The organism is Flavobacterium sp. EDS, from assembly GCF_020991525.1.
Classification (GTDB): domain Bacteria; phylum Bacteroidota; class Bacteroidia; order Flavobacteriales; family Flavobacteriaceae; genus Flavobacterium.
Genome location: NZ_JAJMOZ010000001.1, coordinates 84,705 through 109,192 on the forward strand (window position 1 = coordinate 84,705; position 24,488 = coordinate 109,192).

Genomic DNA, 24,488 nt, shown 5'->3' on the forward strand with positions numbered 1-24,488 from the left:
GGGCTAAAATACGTTTCTTTCAATTATTTTCATTGGTTTAAACTCATTAAATAACTATTTTTGTTCCTCGTTTTCGGAAGTATTATTTTGAAAGTCAATTAAAATTGAACTTTCTTTATTCGAGAATGCAAACTTTAAATTAGAATATCACAATGAAAAAAATTCAAATGGTTGACTTAAAAAGTCAATATGATAAAATAAAAGTAGCTGTAAATGCTTCAATTCAAGACGTTTTAGATACGAATACATATATTAATGGACCATTGGTTCATCAGTTTCAAAAAAATCTCGAAACGTATTTAGGAGTAAAACATGTTATTCCTTGTGCAAACGGTACTGATGCATTGCAAATTGCAATGATGGGATTAGATTTAAAACCAGGAGATGAGGTTATTACTGCCGACTTTACCTTTGCAGCTACTGTAGAAGTGATTGCTTTGTTGCAATTAACACCGGTTTTAGTAGATGTTGAAATGGATAGTATGAATATTTCTATCGATGCAATTAAAAAAGCTATAACTCCAAAAACTAAAGCAATTGTTCCGGTACATTTGTTTGGTCGTGCTGCTAATATGGATGCAATTATGGAACTTGCAGCAGCGCACAATTTGTATGTGATCGAAGATAATGCACAAGCAATAGGAGCTGATTATATTTCTAAATCTGGAGCAAAAACTAAAGTAGGAGTGATGGGGCATGTAGCTGCAACTTCATTTTTCCCATCTAAAAACTTAGGTTGTTATGGAGATGGTGGTGCTATTTTTACCAATGATGATGCTTTGGCACATACGATTCGTGGAATTGTAAATCACGGAATGTATGAGCGTTATCATCATGATGTTGTGGGGGTAAACTCACGTTTAGATAGTATTCAGGCAGGGGTTTTAAATGTGAAACTTCCGTTATTAAATGAGTATAATAAAGCACGTCGTGAAGCGGCGGCTAAATATAATGTTGCGTTAGCAGGACATGCTAATATTATTACACCTTCATTTAATCCTGACGAAAATGATCACGTTTTTCATCAATATACATTGCGAATTATAAATGCAGATAGAAACGGATTGTTACAACACTTACAGGACAAAGGAATTCCTTGTGCAATTTATTATCCAATTCCGTTGCATTCGCAAAAAGCATATGTTGATGTTCGTTATAAAGAAGAATATTTCCCAGTAACCAATCAATTGGTGCAGGAAGTGCTTTCATTGCCAATGCATACAGAGCTTGATGATGAGCAAATTAAATTTATTACGGATAGTGTAATTGAGTTTTTGAAATAAACCAAATCAAATAAATAGCCAAAAAACAACCAAGAAATGAAAGTATTAGTAACAGGAGGATTAGGATTTATCGGATCACATACCGTAGTCGAATTGCAAAATGAAGGCTTTGAAGTGGTGATAATCGATAACCTTTCTAATTCCTCAGAAGATGTTTTAAAAGGAATCGTAGCCATCACAGGTAAAACTCCATTATTCGAGAAATTAGATTTAAGAGAAAAAACGGCAGTACAAAATTTCTTTAAAAAATATAATGATGTTACTGGAGTAATTCATTTTGCGGCTTCAAAAGCTGTGGGTGAAAGTGTCGAAAATCCACTTCTGTACTACGAAAATAATATCAGCAGTTTGGTGTATCTTTTACAAGAACTACAGCAAAAACCAGAAGCTAGTTTTATATTTAGTTCTTCTTGTACAGTTTACGGTCAAGCCGAAAATATGCCAATTACAGAAGATGCTCCTGTGCAACAGCCGATGTCTCCATACGGGAATACCAAAAAAATAGGAGAAGAAATTATTAGAGATACTGCGAAAGCAACTAATATTAATGCTATTTTATTGCGTTATTTTAATCCAGTTGGAGCACATCCGTCAACAGAAATAGGAGAATTGCCAATTGGGGTTCCTCAAAATTTAGTTCCTTTTATTACACAAACTGGAATTGGATTGCGTAAGGAATTATCTGTTTATGGAGATGATTATCCTACAGCCGATGGAACTTGTGTACGGGATTATATTCATGTGGTCGATTTAGCAAAAGCGCATGTCGTAGCACTGCAAAGATTATTGAATAAAAAAAATCTGGAAAAAGTAGAAACATTTAATCTGGGTACAGGAAAAGGAAGTTCTGTTCTTGAGGTGATTACGAGTTTTGAAAAGGTAAGTGATAAAAAATTACCATATAAAATTGTAGCACGAAGAGAAGGTGATATTACCGAGGCCTATGCAAATACAACTAAAGCTAATGATGTGCTGGGGTGGAAAGCCCAATCAACGCTTGATGAAGCGATGAAGAGCGCTTGGAAATGGGAAGAAAAGATAAGAAACAAAGTTTCTTAGTTTAAAATAGATAGTATTTTAAAAATCCCAAATTATAGCATTATAATTTGGGATTTTTTTATTTAAAATGGATAGTATTAGCGATGCAACAAAAGCCAGATTATAAATTATACCTCTGCATGGCGACAGTAGGGATTGTGTGGGGAACGACTTTTTTAGGAATCAGGGTTGCGGTAGAAACTATTCCGCCGTGGTTTGTAACTTCTATTCGTCAGGGTTTAGCAGGATTAATAGCGATGACTATTTTACTGTTTAAAAAAGAATTAAAATGGATTGGTTGGGAGAATTTTAAACACCAATTAATTCCAGCTTTATTAATGATTGTTATTGCAAATGGTTTTACTACTGTCGCCGAACAAACTTTACCAAGTGGGTTAGCATCTATAATGAGTGCTTTGTCGCCTGTACTAATCTTTATAGGTAGTGTTTTGTTTGGATTGCAAAAACCAAGTTTAAAAGGTATTATAGGAGTTATAATTGGTTTCACAGGAGTTGTTTTTATTTTTAAAGATGGATTGGGTTCATTTTTAGATTCTAATTATCAACACGGACTTATATTTATGAGTTTAGCAATTTCAGGTTGGGCAGCAGGAACAATTTATACAAAGACCCATACTCATAAGTCGAATAATATTACACTGAATTTATTTTATCAGTTTACAATTGCTACTTTGGTTCAGTTGGTTTTAGCATTTATTTTTTCTCCAAATCCAGATGTAAGTTTATGGAGCGCGAGAAGTATTTTTGCGTCTTTATATTTATCTGTTTTTGGGTCGATACTTGCTTTTTTCTCTTATCATTATGCTTTAAAACGAGTAACGGCTATACAGGTTTCTATTTTGTCTTACTTCAACACTATAATTGCGGTTTTTCTGGGTTGGTTGCTGTTAGACGAAGTAATTACTGTCGATTTTATTATTGCAACAGCACTTATTATATCAGGAGTTTTTATTATCAATTATAAAAAGAAAGAAAAAAAGATTGCGTAAAATCTTATTTCTAATTGTATGGAAATCTCAAATTATCATCTTGATAGTTTGAGATTTTTTGTTTGCTGTAAAATGTTGTAAATTCGGTTGTTGAATAAATTCATCATGAATGCAAAAAAGAAAATCCTAAAATAAATAAAGTAGAAGAAACTTCGGTTACTTATGAAGCTTCCCCAGCTAAATTTAAGGGAATTGATAGGGCTACTTTTGATTTTGATGAAGAGATGAAAAAGGGATTTATGCCTGAAGAGGCAAAAGCCCAGTCTATTAAACGAATACGTCAATGGTGAGGAATAATTTTGAATATTTTGATAGTTTTTTTTAAGTAAAAAAGCATAACTGATGCTTAACTCAGTACTAATATAAATTGATGTAAAATTGTATTTATTTGCTAAAAATATAAACTATGAATTCATTTCAAATTTTTAAAAGTACAATTTTCTTAAGCGGTGTAATTTTGTTATTGGCTTGTAATATGAATGATGGTAATCAAATCCCCGAAAAAGGAAAATATCCTACTTTAATTGGAGCAAATCCCATTGTAATTGCTCATCGTGGTGCATCAGGTTATTTACCAGAACATACTATTGAGGGATATACTAAAGCTATTGAAATGGGAGCTGATTTTATAGAGCCAGATTTAGTAATGACGAAAGATGGGCAACTTGTAGTGCGCCATGAACCCATGTTGTCTGGAACAACAAACGTATCAGAAGTTCCGGCTTTTGCTTCTAAAAAAACGACTAAGAATATTGATGGCGCAATGATAACCGATTGGTTTGTTTCTGATTTTACTTTAGCAGAAATTAAACAATTAAAAGCAAAACAAGCTTTTGCGGAGCGTTCACAAGAATATAATAATAAATATGCGATTCCAACATTTGTAGAAGTAATTGCTTTGGCAAAACAAAAATCGAAACAACTAGGTCGTGTAGTCGGGATTTATCCAGAAACAAAACATCCTTCTTTTCATGAGGCTTTAGGTTTAAAAATTACCGATAAATTACTAGAAATGTTAGCTGTCGAGGGATGGAATAATGCTTCTTCTCCAGTTTATATTCAGTCATTTGAAGTTTCTAATTTGCAATACATAAGAACTAAATCAAGTGTGAAAACAATTCAGTTGTTAGGTTGTTACGATGTAGCTCTAAATGGAGATTTAGTTTTTGCAGTTCCGGACGGAGGAATGATTTCTGATGGGAAACCATATGATTGGCACTTAAAAGGCGATACTAGAGATTACGGATTTTTTAGAACTCAGGAAGGTTTAGATTTTGTTAAAACCTATGCAACAGGAATTGGTCCGTGGAAGCCATTTATTATTCCGTATAAAGGAGTAGATGCTAATAATGATGGAAAAGCAGACGATATTAATGGAGACGGAAAAGTTGATGATGCCGATAAAGTAGCGTTGCCACCAACGACTTTAATCTCAGACGCACATAAAAAAGGATTACAAGTGCATGCTTATACGTTCAGAAATGAAGGAAAGCGATTGTTGAGTGACTATAAAAATAATCCAACTTTAGAATATCAGGCTTTTTATAAATTAGGGCTGGATGGCGTGTTTTCCGATTTTACAGATACAGCGGTTCAAGCAAGATAATTTTGCTTTAAGTAATAGAAATCCCATACTATCAAATTTGATGGTTTGGGATTTTTTTTTGTTTTACAGCTTTTTTTACTGTGGATCGAAAGTTTGAGGGATTTTCCTGTCCTCTTTTTCTTTGTCAAAAGTCCAAGATGTAATCCACCATCTACCTTCGTTGTAATAAAGTTGTATGCTATTAATTCCTCTTCGGGCAACAGGACCATTTTTTGCTAATCTAGTTTCATAAGTGCTCCAAACGTGGGCGATATTCCCAAATACGCGAACTTCTCTATTTACTTCATTTTCATAAAAGGCAGTTTTTGCAACCATAGTATCGGTTTCTTTATGAAAATCTTTAAGAGACATTGTGGTTTGTTGCGTTTTGCCAGCAGTATTTTCTAGCGGAAAAGAATAAATCGCATTTGGGTCATGAAGTGAAAGGTCACGTTCCCATTGTCGTTTTTCTCCAGCTTCTCCCGAAACGGCTTCGTAAGTTGCTTTTATAATTCCGTTAATAGTAACTACATCTTCCTTTAAAGGATATTTTTGTGCATTTGAAATTTGTGTAGACATAATAATAGTTAATATGATTTTTAAAATTACTTTCATCATTACTGAATTGTTTAATATTCAGGCAAATGAAAACAAAGTATAAAGCACATGAAACTATTTTATACAAACGTGTGTAAATACTACACACACTGCTTGTTTTTTTATGTGGGCAGTTATAACATAAATTTATCCAGAGCGATAGTAAGGCATTCTTTGTAGGTTTTGCCAATGGTAATTTTATTTCCTTTGGCCATAATATGATTGTCTTCGATACTATCAATATTGGTTAAATTAACTATCGAAGAATTGTGAACTCTCATAAATTCATTGGGTAATACATCTATTAAATCTTTCAGGGATTTGTAATAAGTGTATTTTGTATTATCTACAGTTATTATTTGTACATAATTACCTAAACCAGTAATGACAGCAATAGTATCAAAGTATAATTTGATTATCTTTTTATCGGTTTTAATGAAGGTAAATTTTTCAGATGTCATTGTTAGTTTTTGGTTTTTACGGTTTTAAAATTTAAAACTGTTTAAACATGGACTTACATCGAAATAAAATCCTTTTATTTTATATTGATTCTCTTTTAAGGTAAGAAAATCATAATGTTCAATTAGACTTTGGTTTCCTCCATACTCAAAGCCCAATGCATTTAGTAGGGCGTATTCATTAGATGTGTTGATAACATAGAAAGCTGTTTCTTTAGTTACGCCGTCTCCAGAGCTTAAAATGGTTTCAAATATAATGTTAGTTTTTATGATGTTATTTTCAAGCTCTTTTTTACGTTCTAATTTGTCTAAGCAATAAGATTTATAATTTCTTGTTCTTATGTCAAATGGATTTTCTGATAAAATTAAATTACAAAGTTCAGTTGCTTTTTCGTATTCTTTTTGGGTAAGGTTCTCTTTTTTCTGAAAGTCTTCTAGTTTTTCGGAATGTTTAGACTTAGAATATGGAGCATATTCTTTTTGAAAAGTATAGCCATAATAGTAATGTCTTTTTTCTTCAAGGGTCATTGTCGAGTCTGCAGCTTCAAACTTTAATTGTAATTTTGGATAATATAAAGTTGATTTTTTGTCTTTAATAGTGTTCTCAATTTTTTTATAATCAGGAGCTTCAAATTTAAATTCTTGAGAAAAAATAGTAAAGCAATTAAAAAGTAGAACTAATAGAATTATTCTTTTCATCGGGAGAGGGTTCAATGTGTGAAACAAAAATATTAAAAAAATCCCCACAAGCATATGCTTGTGAGGATTCTATTTGTATTGACAATTTTTAGACTGAAAAATTGAAAAACTGTGATTGATCTTGAAAGCTATCAAGATAAAAAATTATGCATTTGCAGTAACAGCTTCTTTATCAATTTTACCGATTAATCCAGCTAAAACTTTTCCTGGGCCTACTTCTGTGAATAAAGTAGCGCCATCAGCAATCATTTGCTGTACAGATTGAGTCCATTTTACAGGAGCTGTAAGCTGAATGATTAAATTCTTTCTTATTTCGTTTGCATCAGAAACGGCACTTGCAGTTACGTTTTGATATACTGGACAAATAGGAGTAGAGAAAGTTGTTGCTTCAATCGCAGCGGCTAATTCCTCTCTTGCAGGCTCCATCATTGGTGAGTGAAAAGCACCACCAACAGGAAGTATTAAAGCACGTTTAGCGCCAGCGGCTTTCATTGCTTCACAAGCTTTTTCAACAGCAGTTGTTTCACCAGAAATGACTAATTGTCCAGGACAGTTATAATTTGCAGCAACTACAATTCCGTCTATTGAAGCGCAAACTTCTTCAACAACATTATCTGCTAATCCTAAAACTGCAGCCATTGTAGATGGAGTGATTTCGCATGCTTTTTGCATTGCCAAAGCACGTTGAGAAACTAATTTTAATCCATCTTCAAAAGATAGAGTTCCATTTGCAACCAAAGCAGAAAATTCTCCTAATGAGTGTCCTGCTACCATTTCTGGTTTGAAATCTTCTCCCAAAGTTTTAGCTAAAATAACCGAATGTAAAAACACTGCAGGTTGAGTTACTTTGGTTTCTTTTAGTTCCTCGGCAGTACCTTCGAACATGATATCTGTAATTCTAAAACCTAATATTTCGTTAGCTTTCTCGAATAATTCTTTGGCTAAAGCCGAATTCTCATATAAGTCTTTACCCATTCCTGTAAACTGTGCTCCTTGACCTGGAAATACGTATGCTTTCATTTGTTTTAATTTAAAAATTTAGTGATTCTAAAATTGAAAAATTAGTTTCAATTGAAACCCACATTAGAAAAATTTTTTCCGATAAAATAAAAAGTGGGTTCCTGACCGTCAAAATTAAAACACTTTTTTGGAAGAAAGGCAAAAATAGTATTTTTTTAGCTTGAATAATTCTTAAACATATAAATCCATAGCAATCTCGAAAGTCGGATATTAAAAAAAGAAAAAGCAATGATTACTACAGCAATAATTGGAATAATTCTTAAATCGAAATTTTTTTCAAAGAAAAACTGAGCAATGCAGTAAGTAGCAATACCTTGTGCAACGGTTAGTCCATAACTCATGTACATGGCGCCAAAAAAGAAACCAGGTTCTTTCTCGAATTTAAAGCCGCATTCACTACATTCTTTGTGCATTTTTGGAAATTTGAAGGTGAAAAATATATTTTTCTCATCAAGAATTTTTCCTTTGTGACAATTAGGACATTCATTTCGTAAAACATGGGTGATCATATATGACATAATTGATTCATTTTTTATTATATACAAAGATACTTTGCTAGTTTTCAATTCAATTTTTATATCTTCGCTTATTATAGCACAATAAAGACATTTGTAACCGTGAAAAAATACCCAATTTATAGTGTTGCCAATTTTAGTTGTAATGATACTAGAAGTGATTTTTATGTAAATTCTTTTACTGAACATTTAAAAACACATAGTTTTGTCGAAAAACCACATCGCCATGACTCTTATTTAATGGTTTTTTTTACAGCTGGTTCAGGAATTCATGAGATTGATTTTGATAGATTTGATATAAAAGAGGGAAGTTTGTTTTTGCTTCAGCCTGGGCAGATTCATTTTTGGAGTCTGTCACAAGACGTAGAAGGATTTGTGGTAATCTTTTCTCAGGAAATGTACAATCTGTATTTTGGTCAAAAGAAAATCAATGATTATGCTTTTTACAGTTCAATAAATAATAAGCCACAAGTTTATTTCGATATGAAAGCGGCAAAAGGAATTACGCCTTATTTTGAATTGTTAATGCGAGAAAGTAAGCAAAAAAATAAATATCAATTGGATAAGATGCTCAATCTATTAGACTCCATCCATATTGAAATCGCAAGAAAGTATAATGATTCTGAGATCCATGAGGTTCATTCGTATAATGTAAAAATAAAAAAGTTTGAAGCGCTTTTGGAATTGCATTACAAGACAAATAAATCGCCTTCATTTTATGCACAACAATTGTATATTACTTTAAAGCATCTCAATAGAATATGTAATGATATCTTGAAAAAAACTGCAACAGAAGTAATTACAGATCGTGTTGTTTTGGAAATAAAAAGAATGTTAATCGATAAGCAACTAGCTGTAAATGAAATTGCAGAAGAAGTTGGCTATGATGATTATTCTTATTTCTCTCGAGTTTTCAAAAAATACACTAATATGTCACCAACAGAGTTTAGGAATTTGAAGAAATGAGTTTTTGTGAGAGGTGAGAAGCAAGATGAGAGAAGTAAGATTGGAATTGAAAACTAATTGCCCGGCTGTGGTGAGTCGAAGCCTTGTAATAGGAGTAGCTGACCGAATTGCAATCGTAAATCTCATGGTAAATAGAACGCAGATTAAACAAATTGACAAAAGTAAAGACACAGATAAAAACAGATTTTTTAACAATAATAAGTAATGGTTGTTAGTGTCATGTTTGTAGAGGTGCACAGTAATGCGTCTTCATAATATAATTCCACAACTTTGGGAGGCAAAAAAAAACAAAACCCCATACTTCTTTCAAAGTACAGGGCTTCTAACCAAATTAAAAGCTAAATTTATGATAGGATAATTATTGTTTTGCAAATTGTAGTTCAATGTTCAAGCGAACATCATCGCTTACTAATACGCCACCAGCTTCTATAGCAGAATTCCAGTTTAATCCCCAATCTTTACGATTGATTTTTCCTGTAATATTCATACCGATTTTTGTGTTTCCCCAAGGATCAGTCATGATTCCACTAAATTCTACTGGAAATTTTACTTCTTTTTCAACACCTCTAATGTTTAATTTACCAGTAAGTTCATAGTTTCCATCATCTATTTTTGTAAAAGAACTTGATTTGAAAGTCATTTTTGGGCTGTTTTCAATGTCAAAGAAATCGGCACTTCTTAAGTGATTGTCTCTGTCTGTGTTTCCAGTATCGATAGATTTGATATCTGCAGAAAAATTAATCGTTGCATTCTCGAAGTTATTCTCGTCGCTAATAATAGTTGCTTCGTATTCGTTAAATTTACCTGAAACATTAGTAAACATCATGTGTTTAACTTTAAAACCAATTTCTGAGTGAGTTGGGTCAATTGACCATTTTGTAGTTGCCATAATTTTTTTGTTTTTATTTAAATAATAATAATTTCATTTTGATAGTACAAAGTTACTTCGGGAGTATCGTAATTGCACTTAACCTAGATTAAGAAATGACTTTTGTTATTTAGCTTTTGTTATTTAAGTAAAATGTCAAAGCTCCTGAAGGGCATTTTTTTACTGTCTCTATAATTTTGTCAGTATTCGAATTTTCAGGCTGTATCCATGGTTTTTCTTTGGGATGAAAGACATCAGGATTGTTTTTGACGCAATTTGCAGAATGAATGCATTTTCCAGATTGCCATACTATGGTTACTTCACCATTGGTATATTCTTTTATTAGGTCGTTTGGATTCATTATAGGAAGTTTTTGCGGTTTATTTTGTTTCTGATAGATCAATTAGCCCCATCGGGAAGATTTGTTTATTATGGTTTGAATTAATAATTCATCGGAATTTCCATTAATAGAAACTCAGTGTCTGTGTTTGCTTTGATACTTACAGTTTTAAAATCTGTAATTCCAATAGCATCACGAGTGTTTAATTCTTGATCATTTATTGTTACATTTCCTTTTAAGATAAATGCATACAAGCCATTTCCTTCTTTTTTGATTGAATACTCTGTTGTAGTACCTGCATCAAAATTCCCCATGTGAAACCAAGCATCCTGATGAATCCAAACACCAGCATCATCTGGATTTGGAGATAGTACTTGTTGTAATTTATTATGTCTATCTTCTGTGTTTAAAGAAATTTGCTGGTAGCGAGGGGTAACATTACGTTTGTTTGGAAACAACCAAATTTGTAATAATTTAGTTTGTTTATCTGCATTTGGATTAAATTCGCTATGTTGAATTCCTGTTCCTGCACTCATTACCTGAATATCTCCATGTTTGATGATTTCGGTATTCCCCATACTGTCCTTATGTGCTAAATCACCTTCAAGTGGGATGGTAATAATTTCCATATTATCGTGAGGATGTGTACCAAAGCCCATTCCTGCTGCAATAGTATCATCGTTTAAAACACGAAGAGCTCCAAATTGTATGCGTTCTGAATCGTAATAAGCAGCAAAACTAAAACTGTGGTAAGCATTTAGCCAGCCGTGATTAGCATTTCCTCTTGTTTCTGCTTTGTGAATTACTATATTTTCCATGATTGTGTGTTTTAATTGTTATTTGATAGTGCAAATTTACAACCAAAGGAAAGGGAAAGCACTTAACCTAGATTAAGAAGTGATTTTTTAAGGTTCTTGTTTTTTAGGTTAAAAGTTGCAAAGGTTAAAAGTTGCAAAGGTTAAAAGTTGCAAAGGTTCAGAGGAAAATAGGCTCTGAGTTGCTGAGGTTCTAAGTTACTAAGGTTGTGTTTGAGATAATTATAACGTAGCTATAATCTTGTCATCCTGAGCGGGGTCGAAGAATTATTGCTATTTAGAAATGTATTGTGTTCGTTTCTCGTGGAGGTTCTTCGTGCCTCAGAAAGACAAGATTGACTACAAAGCTTGTCTAATGATCTAAAATCTAACAATCTAGAAAACTAGCTATACTTTGCAATATATTGCTGTACAATTAAATCAGTGTTTTCATGGCGTTTTTTACTTTCTAATTGTTTAGGAGGTGAAGCTCGCTCCATGCAATTTTTAACAGCACAGGTTTCGCAAGTAACGCCAACAATTTGTTTTATGATTGGTTTAGCTTCTATAAACTTGAATTTCTTTTTCATGGTTGGAGTAATTAAAATTCCAACCGAAATACTTCGCATACAATTTTCTACAAAGGGGTCTTTGGTGGCCGATGAAAAAACCAAATATTCGTTTCCGCTATTTTCATAACTTGAAATTTGAGCGTCAAAAAAATGAGCTTTGTTTTGTTTGATAGCTTCGTCAATTGTCTTAATAGAAACCCATCGGCGGCAATAATGCTCATTCATCTCATTGGCATGAGGTTCTTGTTGATTGGTAATATGGAGTTCTTTTTTTATCTGATATGTGCCAGAGCCTATTTGGTGTGACATTCTCAGAAAGAATAAGTTCTTTAGATGAAAATCTTTTGGTAAAAGATTGGTTAATCTTTGGTAAAAAGATTCAGGAGAAACATTAAATTTTTCGATTAATGCAACAAACTCTTCCGGTTTTGGATTCTCTTTGGTTAAAAAAAGATTGATATCATCTATTAATAGTTTTCTTGGTAATAGAAGGGCACCGGCAAAATAAGAAGCGTAAAAATTATGCAAGACCTGATCAAAATTGTCAAATTTTATCCAGCTGAATGTTAATAATCTATCGGTTATTTCTAAATAGTTGTATGCTATTTCTTTGGCTAATATAAAGGCTCTTTGAGGATCATCTATTTCTTTGGAAAGTAATAGTGTTTTGCTTTTTGGAACATAAATAGATCGTAAATCACCCAAAGCTTCCTGGTCCTTAAAGAGAAGATCCTTAATAGTGTAGCCATATTCTTCTTTTAGGATGGCACTCAATTCTAGTGTCGAAATTTGATTTTCAAGATTAATCTGAAATGATTTAGAGAAAGCAATTACTTTATTTTCTAGATCTTCAAAGTAATTGATGTGTGCTTCCTGATAAGAACGCAATGATGCTAAGAAAAAACTCTCTCGGCTTAAATTATAATGTTGGGCAATTTCTATTATGGTACTAATAAAGGCATTGACTTTTGCAGGAGCATTAGCAATAATATCAATTAAATCATTTTCATGGATGCCAAAAAGTTCTAACGGAATTTCTTTTAGAATACCAGATTTTAAAATTTCGCCTATCGGTGCCAAGTTGTTATCTAGTTTCAAAGATACCATTTGATCGTAACTAATGTCAAGATTTTCGCACAAGAGTAAAATCTTATCAGTCTTTGGATATTTCTTTCCTTTTTCTATTTCGTTCAAATAGGATTTGGAAAGATTCGTGAGTTTGGCTAAGCCAAATAACGAAAGGTTTTTTTGAGTTCGGACTTGCTTGAGTTTTAGCCCAAAAATAAGCTTGATGTAGTCTTTTTCGATATCCATAATATCAAATGTAACCAATAAAAAAATAATCGCCAAAAAAATATTTTTAATATTTAGCGAACGTTCGCTTGTTTTGTGTTAAACTTTTTTATAACATTGTAGTGTAAAACGAATTAGCTATGAAAAATCAATTAGAAACTACAGAGTCGGCAATGGAATTTTTAGCCAAAAAAAACAATTCTTATGCTGCTATTTGGACAGATGAGGCGATTGCATTTATTACAGAATTGCATTTAAAATTTGATTCTGAACGAAAATTATTGTTGGCGCAAAGAGGACAACAACAAGTTTTATTTGATAAAGGTGTCATGCCAGTTTTTCCATCCGAAACGAAATTGGTCAGAGAAGATACTTGGACGGCTGGAGCAATTCCGAAAGATTTATTAGACAGAAGAGTAGAAATTACGGGACCAGTGGATAGAAAAATGATTATCAACGCCTTGAATTCTGGAGCAAAGACTTTTATGGCTGATTTTGAAGACAGTACATCACCAACTTGGGCTAATCTAATGAGTGGACAGGTGAATTTAATTGATGCTGTTAATAAAACAATCAGTTTAACAGATGCTGTCAAAAATAAGACGTATCAGTTAAATGAAAATATAGCAACCTTAATTGTTCGCCCAAGAGGATTACATCTTACAGAAAAGCATGTTTTGGTAGAAGGTCAGGTAGTTTCGGGATCATTGGTTGATTTTGGCTTATATGTTTTTCATAATCATAAAAAATTACTTGAAAACGGAACAGCTCCATATTTCTATATTCCAAAATTAGAGCATTATTTAGAAGCGCGCTGGTGGAACAATGTTATCGAGTTTACTCAGAATTATTTAAGAATACCTCAGGGAACGATTAAAGTTACCGTGCTCATTGAAACAATAACTGCAAGTTTTCAGTTGGATGAAATTATATTCGAACTAAAAGAGCACATCGTTGGATTGAATTGTGGCAGATGGGATTATATATTTTCATACATAAAAAAATTCCACAAACATCCTTCGTTTTTGGTTCCAGACAGAGATCAGGTAAATATGACTTCGCCTTTTATGAAAGCGTATTCTAATTTGGTAATTCAGAGATGTCACAAAAGAGGAATCCATGCGATTGGCGGAATGGCTGCACAAATTCCGATAAAGAATAATGATGAGGCTAATGCTATCGCTTTCGCGAAAGTAAAAACGGATAAAGAGCGTGAAGTACGTAATGGTCACGACGGAACTTGGGTAGCGCATCCAGATTTGGTTTCATTAGCAAAAGCTGTATTTGATGCAGCAATGCCAACACCAAACCAGATTCATGTAGCAAGACCGCATCTTACTATTACTGAACAAGATTTGCTTGAAGTACCGATTGGGACTATAACTGAAGAAGGAGTTCGAAAAAATATTAATGTAGGAGTTTTGTATTTAGCTTCATGGCTTAACGGGCAAGGTGCGGCGGCGATACATAATTTAATGGAAGATGCGGCTACAGCAGAGATATCGAGATCGCAATTGTGGCAATGGTTATATAATAAAGTGGTTTTGGATAATGGGAAACAGTTGAATCTGGCATATTATCACAAATTAGCTTTAGATGAATTCAGTAAAATTAAAAAGGAATTGGGCGAAGAAGATTATGAAAAACGCTGGTTTCCTTTGGCTGAAAAAGTACTGGAAAGATTAGTTGTAACGCTCGACTTTGAAAACTTTCTTACCATTCCGTGTTATAAATATTTATAAAAATTGCTTACTAACAACCCAAATAACGATACGATGAAAACAACAGAAGACAGAATTCAGGAATTGATCAACGATTGGTTAACAAACCCAAGATGGGCAGGAGTAGAACGACCTTACACAGCAACTGAAGTGGTTACTTTACAAGGTTCTTACGAAATAGAACATTCTATTGCCAAAATGGGAGCTCAAAAATTATGGAAAAAGCTTAAAAATCAGGATTTTGTAGCAGGATTAGGAGCCTTAACAGGTAATCAGGCAATACAAGAAGTTGATGCGGGTTTAGAAGCTATTTATTTGAGTGGATGGCAAGTCGCTGCTGATGCGAATTTGGCTGGCGAAATGTATCCTGATCAATCTCTTTATCCTGTAAATAGTGTGCCTATGGTGGTTAAGAAGATAAATAATGCTTTATTAAGAGCAGATCAGATTCAGGTTGTTAATGGAGTTGAAGATAAAAAAGATTATTTAGTACCTATTGTTGCCGATGCCGAAGCTGGTTTTGGAGGAAACCTAAATGCATTCGAACTAATGAAATCTATGATTGAGTCTGGAGCTTCTGGAGTTCATTTTGAAGATCAATTGAGTTCTGCTAAAAAGTGCGGACATCTTGGAGGGAAAGTTTTAGTGCCAACTCAAGAAGCTATTAATAAATTGGTAGCGGCAAGATTAGCAGCAGATGTTATGGGAACACCAACGCTTATTGTAGCAAGAACAGATGCTGATGCAGCAAATTTATTAACAAGTGATGTAGATCCTAGAGATGCGCCGTTTATTACAGGCGAAAAAACGAATGAAGGTTTCTTTTATGTAAATAGCGGTATCGATCAAGGAATTGCTAGGGGATTGAGTTATGCGCCTTATGCTGATTTAATCTGGATGGAAACTAGCAATCCAGATTTGGTATATGCTAAAAAGTTTGCTGATGCTATGCGTGAACAATTTCCCGATAAAATGTTGGCTTATAACTGTTCTCCATCATTTAATTGGGCAGCTAAATTATCTGTTGCTGAGATGGAAACTTTTAGGGAAGACCTAGCTGCAATGGGGTATAAATTCCAATTCATCACTTTAGCTGGTTTCCACGCTTTAAATACAAGTATGTTTGAGTTGTCTAAAGCATATAAAGAAAGAGGAATGGCTGGATATTCTGAATTGCAAGAGAAAGAATTTGCTTTGCAAAGTAGCGGATTTAGAGCTGTAAAACATCAGGCTTTTGTAGGAACTTCTTATTTCGATGCAGTACAAAATACAGTAACGATAGGAAAATCAACTACCACAGCAATGAAACATTCTACTGAAGTAGAACAGTTTTAATTCAGTAAAATCAGTTTAACATTGAACGGATTTTAAAATTTAAACCATTAAGATATTAAGAAAAATTAAGCTTTGGACTTAATAAAACTTAATGTCTTAATGGTTAAGTAAAAACTATTTCTTTAAAAGTCTTGCTTTCATTTTGCTAAAAAACTCGGGTGTAACTCCGATGAAAGAAGCTATTTGTTTTTGAGGTACTTTCTGGATTAGTGTTGGATATTTGGTACAGAATTTTTCAAAGCGTTCTTCGGCAGATAAACTTAAGTTATCCATTAAACGTTGCTGATTAGCAACTAATGAATTCTCGGTTAAAATCCTGAAAAAGCGTTCTAATTTTGGAATATCAAAATATAATTGTTCTTGGTTTTCTTTGCTAAGTACTACTACTTCAGAATCTTCTATAGTTTCGATAAATAGCTGACCTGGTTTTTGTGTAATCAAGCTATACATATCGCTAATCCACCAGCCTTCACACGAAAAACTTAGTACATGTTCAACAATATTGTCATTGATGTTAAAGCTTCGAATAATTCCTGAGTTTATAAAATAAGATTCTTTGCAAACATCTCCTGCATTCAGCAAAATAGTTTTGGCTTTATAAAAGCGAGTTTCTGTTTTTGATAAAAAATGTGCCTCTTCTTCAGGTGTTAGCGAAACGTGTTTGGCAATGTTCTCTAGAATTAAAGCCATTATTTTTCTTTTATCAATGTAAATGAAGTCACTTTGTAACGGTTGTTTTCTATTTTTCCAGTAACAGCTGCTTTACGGATTGCATTACAAAAACCATCTTTTGCATGAGCATCTCCATGTTCGTCAATTTTAGTTCCGTCTACAAAATAGGGTTTTCCATCAATACGAATAGCTAAATCACAACTGTTACCTTTCATTCCAAATTGGCATTCACCACAGGCTGCTTCTACAATTTGAGGTTTTTCGGTAGTTTTTTTGTCTTGTGCATTGATTGTAATGCTCATGAATAGAAATGCTAAGAATACTATTTTTTTCATCTTTATAAATTTACGGTTATTAATTGTGCAGTTTTTTTTGCTCTTTCTACCACTTCTTCAATAGGAGTTTCTAATAGGTCATGTGATAAAATGACTCCCATACGGCGATAAGGTCTTGAAGTTGGTTTCCCAAAGATACGGAAGTCGGTTTTAGGTAATGCAGCTACTTTTTCTATTCCGGTATAAGTTGGGCTGTTTGACTCTCCTGAGGCTAGAATTACAGCACTTGCAGCTGCTTTTTCTAATGTGATTTCAAAAATTGGTAAACTTAAGATCGCTCGTAAATGCAATTCAAATTCGTTGAAGTTTTGTGTTCCTGCTAAAGTTACCATTCCGGTATCGTGTGGACGAGGAGAAAGTTCGGAGAAATAAACACCTTCATTAGTTAGAAAAAATTCTACTCCAAAAAGACCTGCTCCTCCTAAAGCTTCTGTGATTTTTTCTGCCATGTCTTGAGCTTCGTACAAATCTTTATCAGAAATTCTAGCAGGTTGCCAGCTTTCTTGATAATCGCCACGTTCTTGGCGGTGGCCAATTGGAGCACAAAAAAGTGTTGGATTGTTATTTTGTGTAATCGTTAAAAGGGTAATTTCTGAATTGAAATTTACAAAAGCTTCCACAATTACTTCGATAACGTCTCCACGAGAGCCTGCTACAGCATAATCCCAAGATTTCAGGATGTCATCTTGATTTTTTATGGTTGATTGTCCTTTTCCAGAAGATGACATTAGTGGTTTTACTACACACGGCATTCCTACTTCCTGTACGGCTTTTTGTAGTTCTTCGGCTGAGGTTGCGTATTGGTATTTGGCGGTTTTAAGTCCGAGTTCTTTAGCAGCCAAATCTCGAATTGCTTTACGATTCATAGTGAAGTTTGCTGCTTTTGCAGAAGGAACAACCGTGATACCTTGTTTCTCGTAATCGTAAAAACGTTCGGTACGAATGGCTTCTATTTCGGGAACTATAAAATCTGGTTTGTGTTTTGCAACAATGCGATCAAGTGCTTCGCCATCGAGCATATTAATGACTTCAAAGCCATGAGCAACTTGCATTGCTGGTGCATTCTCGTAATTATCAACAGCAATTATGGTTTGTCCGATTCGTTGTGCAGCGATGGTAAATTCTTTGCCTAATTCGCCTGAACCTAGAAGTAGTATTTTCATTGTGTTTAATTTAATGTTTGAGGGTCTTGACTTAGTTTTACAATTATCAAACTACTAATAAAAGTCATTATCATTAATAAAAAGGATAAAAATAATATCATTAGTATCGAAAAAACAATTTGATCGTAGATCTGAGAATGTAATACAACTGAAATTCCATTAACAAATTGTCCGATTATATAAAGTGTAAAAAGTGCTATAATGATTTTTAAGCATACAGCAAATGAGAATTGTGAACAAGCCTGAAAGTATGTTATTTGATTTAATGAATGACTTATTTTTTTACCAGAACTCCAGAATAGAAAGATTAGGTATAATGGAAATAGTACGCCCCAAAAGATAGGATTCCAAAAAACACCAAAATCAGATATTTTGATGCAAAGGTCAACAAAATAGCTTTCTGAAAATATTAATAACGGAAATATAGCACACACACAAAAGCCAGCAATAATCGAATGTTTTGTTATGCTATTGTTTAATGCCATTTGGATTTAGTTTTGAGAGTAAAGATAAAAAAATGGAATTTATTCTCACGTAGATTTTGCAGATTCGATAGATTTAATTGTTGGCTGTAGGTGATACTGTGTAGAGATAGATTTGTTTTGTATGTGTTTTAATTATTGACAATCAATGAGTGTATAGGCGCACCGCAGAGCGTCTACGTAATCAGAATCTAATAATTTATTTTTGGGATTGTGTTGATTTGCCCGTAAAGATTTCATGTGGATTTTGTAGATTCGATTATTGGTTGTATTGATTTAACCGCAAAGTTCGCAAAGATTTACACGAAGGATATAAAATTTTTATGGTGTAATTTTTTGTTAATAATTATACTTATAACTGATTTAAAACTTGTTTTAAAGCGATACTATATTTATATATTTGCCAGCTTATAAATAAAACCCCCAAAAATGAAATTTAAATTTTTTTTAGTGATGAGTGTCTTACTCATTACAGCTGTTGCAAATTGTCAGATCGTTATTTATAGATTTGGACTGGGCCAGCAGAAAGCTGAAGCTGTAATTTTTAAAAAAGACAAGCAAACAGTTAGTGGTATACTTCATTTTCCTGATTTTGAAGATAAGAAAGTGAAAATTAAAGTAGGAGATACTAATGAAAAATATACGGCTAGTGAAATAGATTCAATTCAGATTTTTGATGCAGAGAAAAAGTTGTCGTATACTTTCTTATGGACGAAAACAAAAGAATATAAAAAGAAAGGTACAGATTTTAAGGTTATTAAAGAAAGATGGTTGTGTAAAACGATTAGTGGAAAAGTATCTTTGTATTTAGGTGGTGAAGAATATGGAATAAAAGAAGTTAAGGTAAAGGATGAAGAGACAAAAGAAAAGATAAAAGAATCTAAAATGGAAGTGGTTAGCAAACAGGTTAATCATTATATGAAAAGGAATAATGAGGATTATCCTATATTGGTTTCTGTAAGTTCGAATGGAGCTTCTATTGGTTATAATGCTTTTTTTAGGCAGTTTGGTGTTTATTATTTTAGTGATAATCCGGATATAGCTAAAAAAATCGAAGAGAAGGAATATAAATATGATGACATTGAAAAAGTTGTCAATTTGTATAATGCGAAACATGCGAAGAAACGTGAACCGAAAACAGAACAAAAAGCGGATCAAAAAAACACGAAACCAAAGGCGGTAACAAAGCCAGTACCAAAAAACACGAAGAAAAAATAAATAAAAAAAAGCGATACTTGGTAAAAGTATCGCTTTTTTTAGTTTTAATGAAAATGATCTTCTTCGATTTCAAATTCGGCATCTTTCTCCCAAATTTCCATTTCGCAAGGTTTGCAGTTGAATTTCAGTTTGTATTCAAGTTCACCTTGTTTTAATACCAATGGTTCTTTTACTTTAACACCCATTATGTCTTTTTGGTGTATTGGGCATTTTTTTAATTCGTATTTAATACAATATTTGGTTGTCATTACGCGTGATTTTCCTGGATCCCATTGCAATTCAAATGCTTTTTCGATTTCGGTTACACCATGACGTTCGTAAAATTTACGTGCCGTTTTGTTTGAAACATTGTACATAAAGTCCAATTTGGTTTCTGGGTATGGATGTGATGTTTTTACCAATTGGTGTTCTTCACGCTTATAATTTGCTAAACGAATTTCAGTTAATTGATCGTAAACTGTTCTTCTCATTTCGTTGATTTTTGAAATAGGAAGGAACCAGTTTTGGGTAAACATTACATTGATTTCATCGGCTGTATAAGGTGTAAAACCTGTTTTTGCCAATTGTGTTTTGATGTTTTCTTCTATTGATTCGCCAGTTTTAGTTTGTTCTTTTGAATGTTCTAAAGTAACAACGCTTACATTTCCGTCTTCGTCGGTTGCGATTAATTCAAAACCAGTTTCGTTTTCAGTAAGTAGTAAAGTGGTGCTTAGTTTACGAACAGCACTGTCTTCTCTTTCTACAATTTTGATGAAAGCAGCGTCGTTATTACGGTAAATAAAAGTTCCGTCTTTTACTTCTTTTAAAACGTTTGGATATATTTTTCCGTTTTCGGCTTTGTTTACATAAATTCCATCGGCTTCATTGTTTTCGTTGATGAAACAAAGTCCATCACCGTTGTTTAACAATTCGCCATTTTCGATTTCGTAAGCGTTTCCGACAGTTCGGATTAGTTTACCAATATATTGTCCTTTTGATTTTGGGCTTTCCCAAGATCCAATACTATGATTTCTATCGTTTACAAAATAATCGGTGTAACCACGATTAAACGTTCTGTTTAAAGAAGAATCAAAAGTATAGGTACACTTTCCTGAAGAAGCTTTGATGTATTTGTCATTTCCTTCTGCTTCTAGAAAACTGTCTAGTTTTTGACGTAAAAAAGACACATTGTTTTTTACGTAAACTACATCTTTTAATCTTCCTTCGATTTTAAAAGAAACGATTCCTGCTTCAATTAAGTTCGGAATTTGATCTGATATATCTAAATCTTTAATCGATAGTAAGTGACTATTTTTGATTAATGTTTCTCCGTTTCCGTCGATTAAGTTATAAGGCAAACGACAGTTTTGAGCGCAAGATCCACGATTGGCACTACGTTCTCCGTTTGCCACACTCATATAGCAGTTTCCGCTAAATGATACACATAGAGCTCCAGTTACGAAAAACTCTAGTTCAACATCAGCTTCGTCATATATCGTTTTGATTTGATGTAAGTTTAATTCGCGGGCTAATACCACACGTTTTATTCCTGCATCTTTTAAGAATTTAATTTTATCAGCATCACGATTGTTAGCTTGTGTACTAGCATGAAGTACGATAGGAGGTAGCTCCATCTCCATGATAGCCATATCCTGAATGATTAATGCATCTACACCAATATCGTATAACTCATAGATCATTTGGCGACAAGTCTCAAGTTCATTATCGTACAAAATGGTATTCATTACCACAAAAACCTGAGCGTTAAATAAGTGGGCGTATTTTACTAAAGCAGCAACATCTTCAAGAGAGTTATTTGCATTAGAACGTGCTCCAAATTGTGGTGCACCAATATAAACTGCATCGGCTCCACTATTTATAGCTGCCATTCCTCCAATTAAATCTTTAGCCGGAGCTAATATTTCGATTTTCTTCTTCATTTTTAAGACTTTAACATTCTATGGTATTCACGGAAAAAAGTTTGCAAATGTCTTATAAATTATTTGAGATTGCTAGTGCTGAGGTGACTTTTTTTCGAAATAGTTAAGTAATAGCGGTTGATGATGGTTTATGTTTTTAATTTATTGATGTAAATTCTTGAAAATGTCTCTTTCCTTTTCATAAAAATAAAATTTAACTCCAGTTTGTCTTACTTCTATGTCAAAATCTCGTTTGATTGAAAAACTTGGTTCAAAAGCTACTGCAAATAAAATTTCAATAGCTAATAATGCCCCTGTAATTATGTAAATGAATATTAGTAAACTTCTTTTTATTTTAATTTCAGATATAAATCTATTTATCAAAAATAATATTGCTGATAAGACGGTAAAATAAAAAAGAAAATCAATTAAAAATTCCATTATAAAATATTGTTCTGCTAAAGAAGTATGAAATGCAGGTGATTTATAGATTAAAGGGAATCCATACATAACAGCATCTGATCCATCGACAATATCAACTATCCACCATTTTGTAAAAAGAATAAATGTGATGATTGTTAATGGTAATGTTAGATTTAATATTGCTTTTTTGTTTACCATTTTTTTAATTCAAATTTTTATTTGAGATTATCTTTCTATTAATCTATTGGAAAAGTATATCCTACAGCAAATACCCCTGTAGATTGTTTAGCCGTTGGGTGAAAGTAGCCAGAAATACCGATTTCTAGACTTTTATGTCTGCCTACAGCTAATCCGATACTAAATGGGATATGTAATAAAACAGTACTTTTATTAAAATTAACGTTGGGTGTAAACGTTTCGAATTTACCTATTGAAGCTCCAATACCACCTTCAATGAATGGGGCTACCCAAGGTATAGGTGCACAAATACGGACTTTTCCTCCCATTAAAAAGGCATTCGTCGTAACTTTATATAGCGGTTGATTTTGCACGTTTTGATTTTTATCAACAGATTCAAAAATTGCACCCGCGTATGCTCGTAAACTATACCATGATTTTATTCCTACAACATATTCACCTTGAAGGTATAGTCCTCCTCCCATAACATCTAATTCATCTTGACTTCCATAGTTCTCGATGTAATAAGAGCTGCTTGATCCATAGCCGATTGACGCTTTGATGTAATTGCCAGTTGTTTGCGATTTTGCCCGATTTGATGAAAATGTTATAAAAATGATAATGATAAATGTTTTTCGGAATAGAGAGGTCATGATTGGATAATTTTTGGTTTGCAATGTTTTGTTAAGACTAATGTCTGTAACTAATTACTATTGAGTTTTTTTAAGTGCTATAAAAGCTTTTTTTTGGCTAAAATACTAATAAAATAATCTAAAAGGCAATGCTTGCTTGAAAAGGGATGTTAGAAATTTAGAATTCATGATTTTAGATATGTTATGTTTTATGCTTTTTGTTTTGTAACCTAATGAGTTATAATGTCGTCAGAATAAGCATCAATCATTAAATTAACAATCAAATGAAATTAGTTCTTAGAATTTTTACAGTGATATTTTTAATATCTCATTCTGTTGTTTTTTCTCAAACTTTAGAGAATCGAATAGATAAATTGTTGAACGAAAACTTTAAGTTAGAAGCGCCTGGTGGAGTTTTTTTAGTTGCGAAAGGGGGTAAAGCAATATATAGGAAAGCTTTTGGTATGGCTAACTTAGAATTGAATGTTAAAATGCAACCAGATTTTGTTTTTGAAATTGGTTCAATGACTAAGCAATTTACAGCTGTTTCAATTTTGATGTTAGTTGAAAAGGGTAAGCTTAAATTGGATGATGAAATCACAAAGTTTATTCCTGATTATCCAACTAACGGGAATGGTATTACAATACATCATTTACTAACACATACTTCAGGAATTAAGGATTTTACAAGTATGAAATCAATTAAAAATATCGCTCGAAGTGATTTATCACCTAAAGAATTAGTTGATTTTTTTAAGAATGAACCAGTAGATTTTAAACCTGGGGAACAATTTAAATATTGCAATTCAGGTTACGTTTTGTTAGGATATATTATTGAGATTGCATCGGGTCAGACGTATCAAGAGTTTGTTAATCATAATATCTTTGAGAAGTTAGGAATGACTGATACTTATTATGCAAGCCATGAGAGAATAATAAAAAACAGAGTTTTTGGTTATCGAGATAAAGAGGGGTATGTAAATGCTACTTATATCAGTTTTTCTATTCCTTATGCTTCAGGTTCGATAATGTCAAATGTAGATGATATGTTAAAATGGCAAAATGCCATTGATGCTAATGTGCTACTTAATCCTATTTCTACTAAAAAAGTGTTCACCAATTATAAATTAAATAATGGTGCTAATATTGATTACGGATATGGATGGCATATAAAAGAGTTGAATGGAAAACTTGTGCGTGAGCATGGAGGTAGTATTTTTGGTTTTAAAGCTATGGGAGTTTATGAGCCAACTGAGCAGATTTATGTAATAGGTTTGAGTAATTGTGATTGCAATTCCCCAACCGCATTTACAAGAAACATAGCATCCTTATTGATTAATTAGAAGAATAAAAAAAGCCTCAAGAAAATTTCCTTGAGGCTTTAATTTGTATAA

General features: G+C 32.9%; 25 protein-coding genes. 9 read left to right on the top strand and 16 right to left on the bottom strand.

Annotated elements, in window-relative coordinates; translation table 11 throughout:
- Positions 1-152 precede the first annotated feature (152 nt).
- From LPB87_RS00380 to LPB87_RS00395, 4 genes are all read left to right on the top strand, one after another.
- Complete coding sequence (locus LPB87_RS00380; protein WP_230604328.1) at positions 153-1,283, top strand: DegT/DnrJ/EryC1/StrS family aminotransferase; 1,131 nt, start codon at positions 153-155, stop codon at positions 1,281-1,283.
- 36 nt (positions 1,284-1,319) lie between these two features.
- The gene (gene galE / locus LPB87_RS00385) at positions 1,320-2,342 is read left to right on the top strand and encodes a UDP-glucose 4-epimerase GalE (protein WP_230604330.1); all 1,023 of its coding nucleotides are present in this window, start codon (positions 1,320-1,322) and stop codon (positions 2,340-2,342) included.
- An 83-nt stretch (positions 2,343-2,425) separates the two neighbouring features.
- Positions 2,426-3,331 (top strand): EamA family transporter, encoded by a 906-nt coding sequence (locus LPB87_RS00390; RefSeq protein ID WP_129540889.1) that lies wholly within the window; start codon positions 2,426-2,428, stop codon positions 3,329-3,331.
- Between the two features lie 406 nt (positions 3,332-3,737).
- On the top strand, positions 3,738-4,937 hold the full coding sequence (locus LPB87_RS00395) for a glycerophosphodiester phosphodiesterase (RefSeq protein WP_230604331.1): 1,200 nt from the start codon (positions 3,738-3,740) through the stop codon (positions 4,935-4,937).
- 75 nt (positions 4,938-5,012) lie between these two features.
- Here LPB87_RS00395 and LPB87_RS00400 read toward each other — a convergent pair whose 3' ends face one another.
- The 5 genes from LPB87_RS00400 to LPB87_RS00420 form a co-directional block, all read right to left on the bottom strand.
- The gene (locus tag LPB87_RS00400; protein ID WP_230604333.1) at positions 5,013-5,534 is read right to left on the bottom strand and encodes a hypothetical protein; all 522 of its coding nucleotides are present in this window, start codon (positions 5,532-5,534) and stop codon (positions 5,013-5,015) included.
- A gap of 113 nt (positions 5,535-5,647) precedes the next feature.
- A complete protein-coding gene (locus tag LPB87_RS00405; protein ID WP_230604335.1) occupies positions 5,648-5,974 on the bottom strand; it encodes a LytTR family DNA-binding domain-containing protein in 327 nt (108 codons plus the stop codon).
- Between the two features lie 24 nt (positions 5,975-5,998).
- Positions 5,999-6,670, bottom strand: a complete 672-nt coding sequence (locus LPB87_RS00410) for a DUF4919 domain-containing protein (protein ID WP_230604337.1) — start codon at positions 6,668-6,670, stop codon at positions 5,999-6,001.
- Between the two features lie 144 nt (positions 6,671-6,814).
- Complete coding sequence (fabD, locus tag LPB87_RS00415; RefSeq protein ID WP_230604340.1) at positions 6,815-7,690, bottom strand: ACP S-malonyltransferase; 876 nt, start codon at positions 7,688-7,690, stop codon at positions 6,815-6,817.
- A 155-nt stretch (positions 7,691-7,845) separates the two neighbouring features.
- Positions 7,846-8,208, bottom strand: a complete 363-nt coding sequence (locus tag LPB87_RS00420; protein WP_129540894.1) for a DUF983 domain-containing protein — start codon at positions 8,206-8,208, stop codon at positions 7,846-7,848.
- A 99-nt stretch (positions 8,209-8,307) separates the two neighbouring features.
- Here LPB87_RS00420 and LPB87_RS20770 point away from each other — a divergent pair, with 99 nt between their 5' ends.
- Positions 8,308-9,171: an AraC family transcriptional regulator gene (locus LPB87_RS20770; RefSeq protein ID WP_230604342.1), complete on the top strand. Its 864-nt coding sequence runs from the start codon at positions 8,308-8,310 to the stop codon at positions 9,169-9,171.
- A gap of 358 nt (positions 9,172-9,529) precedes the next feature.
- On the opposite strand, the gene LPB87_RS00430 is transcribed toward LPB87_RS20770, so the two are convergent.
- From LPB87_RS00430 to LPB87_RS00445, 4 genes are all read right to left on the bottom strand, one after another.
- Positions 9,530-10,060 (bottom strand): YceI family protein, encoded by a 531-nt coding sequence (locus LPB87_RS00430; protein WP_230604343.1) that lies wholly within the window; start codon positions 10,058-10,060, stop codon positions 9,530-9,532.
- A 109-nt stretch (positions 10,061-10,169) separates the two neighbouring features.
- A complete protein-coding gene (locus LPB87_RS00435; RefSeq protein ID WP_129540897.1) occupies positions 10,170-10,400 on the bottom strand; it encodes a (4Fe-4S)-binding protein in 231 nt (76 codons plus the stop codon).
- An 80-nt stretch (positions 10,401-10,480) separates the two neighbouring features.
- The gene (locus LPB87_RS00440; RefSeq protein WP_230604345.1) at positions 10,481-11,197 is read right to left on the bottom strand and encodes a pirin family protein; all 717 of its coding nucleotides are present in this window, start codon (positions 11,195-11,197) and stop codon (positions 10,481-10,483) included.
- A 380-nt stretch (positions 11,198-11,577) separates the two neighbouring features.
- Positions 11,578-13,059 carry an XRE family transcriptional regulator gene (locus tag LPB87_RS00445; RefSeq protein WP_230604916.1) on the bottom strand — a complete coding sequence of 494 codons (1,482 nt, stop codon included), beginning with the start codon at positions 13,057-13,059 and terminating at the stop codon, positions 11,578-11,580.
- 119 nt (positions 13,060-13,178) lie between these two features.
- Here LPB87_RS00445 and aceB point away from each other — a divergent pair, with 119 nt between their 5' ends.
- Entirely contained in the window at positions 13,179-14,780 is a 1,602-nt protein-coding gene (gene aceB / locus LPB87_RS00450) for a malate synthase A (RefSeq protein WP_230604347.1), read from the top strand.
- Between the two features lie 33 nt (positions 14,781-14,813).
- Positions 14,814-16,094, top strand: a complete 1,281-nt coding sequence (gene aceA, locus LPB87_RS00455; protein WP_230604349.1) for an isocitrate lyase — start codon at positions 14,814-14,816, stop codon at positions 16,092-16,094.
- 114 nt (positions 16,095-16,208) lie between these two features.
- On the opposite strand, the gene LPB87_RS00460 is transcribed toward aceA, so the two are convergent.
- Genes LPB87_RS00460 through LPB87_RS00475 form a run of 4 tightly spaced genes read right to left on the bottom strand, consistent with a single transcriptional unit; the run spans position 16,209 to position 18,749 of the window.
- Positions 16,209-16,784, bottom strand: coding sequence for a Crp/Fnr family transcriptional regulator (locus LPB87_RS00460; RefSeq protein ID WP_129540901.1), 576 nt, complete (start codon positions 16,782-16,784; stop codon positions 16,209-16,211).
- A complete protein-coding gene (locus tag LPB87_RS00465; protein WP_129540902.1) occupies positions 16,784-17,101 on the bottom strand; it encodes a DUF6370 family protein in 318 nt (105 codons plus the stop codon). Before LPB87_RS00465 ends, LPB87_RS00460 begins: the two co-directional genes overlap by 1 nt.
- Before the next feature lie 2 nt (positions 17,102-17,103).
- Positions 17,104-18,264 (bottom strand): formate-dependent phosphoribosylglycinamide formyltransferase, encoded by a 1,161-nt coding sequence (purT, locus tag LPB87_RS00470; RefSeq protein WP_129540903.1) that lies wholly within the window; start codon positions 18,262-18,264, stop codon positions 17,104-17,106.
- Positions 18,265-18,269: 5 nt separating this feature from the next.
- The gene (locus LPB87_RS00475; RefSeq protein ID WP_129540904.1) at positions 18,270-18,749 is read right to left on the bottom strand and encodes a hypothetical protein; all 480 of its coding nucleotides are present in this window, start codon (positions 18,747-18,749) and stop codon (positions 18,270-18,272) included.
- 426 nt (positions 18,750-19,175) lie between these two features.
- Here LPB87_RS00475 and LPB87_RS00480 point away from each other — a divergent pair, with 426 nt between their 5' ends.
- Positions 19,176-19,964, top strand: a complete 789-nt coding sequence (locus LPB87_RS00480) for a hypothetical protein (protein WP_129540905.1) — start codon at positions 19,176-19,178, stop codon at positions 19,962-19,964.
- A gap of 44 nt (positions 19,965-20,008) precedes the next feature.
- Here LPB87_RS00480 and LPB87_RS00485 read toward each other — a convergent pair whose 3' ends face one another.
- The 3 genes from LPB87_RS00485 to LPB87_RS00495 all read right to left on the bottom strand — a co-directional run bounded on the left by LPB87_RS00485 (position 20,009) and on the right by LPB87_RS00495 (position 23,115).
- Positions 20,009-21,883, bottom strand: a complete 1,875-nt coding sequence (locus tag LPB87_RS00485; protein WP_230604351.1) for a U32 family peptidase — start codon at positions 21,881-21,883, stop codon at positions 20,009-20,011.
- Between the two features lie 141 nt (positions 21,884-22,024).
- Positions 22,025-22,483, bottom strand: a complete 459-nt coding sequence (locus tag LPB87_RS00490; protein ID WP_230604353.1) for a hypothetical protein — start codon at positions 22,481-22,483, stop codon at positions 22,025-22,027.
- Positions 22,484-22,521: 38 nt separating this feature from the next.
- Positions 22,522-23,115 carry a hypothetical protein gene (locus LPB87_RS00495; RefSeq protein ID WP_230604355.1) on the bottom strand — a complete coding sequence of 198 codons (594 nt, stop codon included), beginning with the start codon at positions 23,113-23,115 and terminating at the stop codon, positions 22,522-22,524.
- Positions 23,116-23,378: 263 nt separating this feature from the next.
- Here LPB87_RS00495 and LPB87_RS00500 point away from each other — a divergent pair, with 263 nt between their 5' ends.
- On the top strand, positions 23,379-24,437 hold the full coding sequence (locus tag LPB87_RS00500) for a serine hydrolase domain-containing protein (RefSeq protein ID WP_230604356.1): 1,059 nt from the start codon (positions 23,379-23,381) through the stop codon (positions 24,435-24,437).
- Positions 24,438-24,488 lie beyond the last annotated feature (51 nt).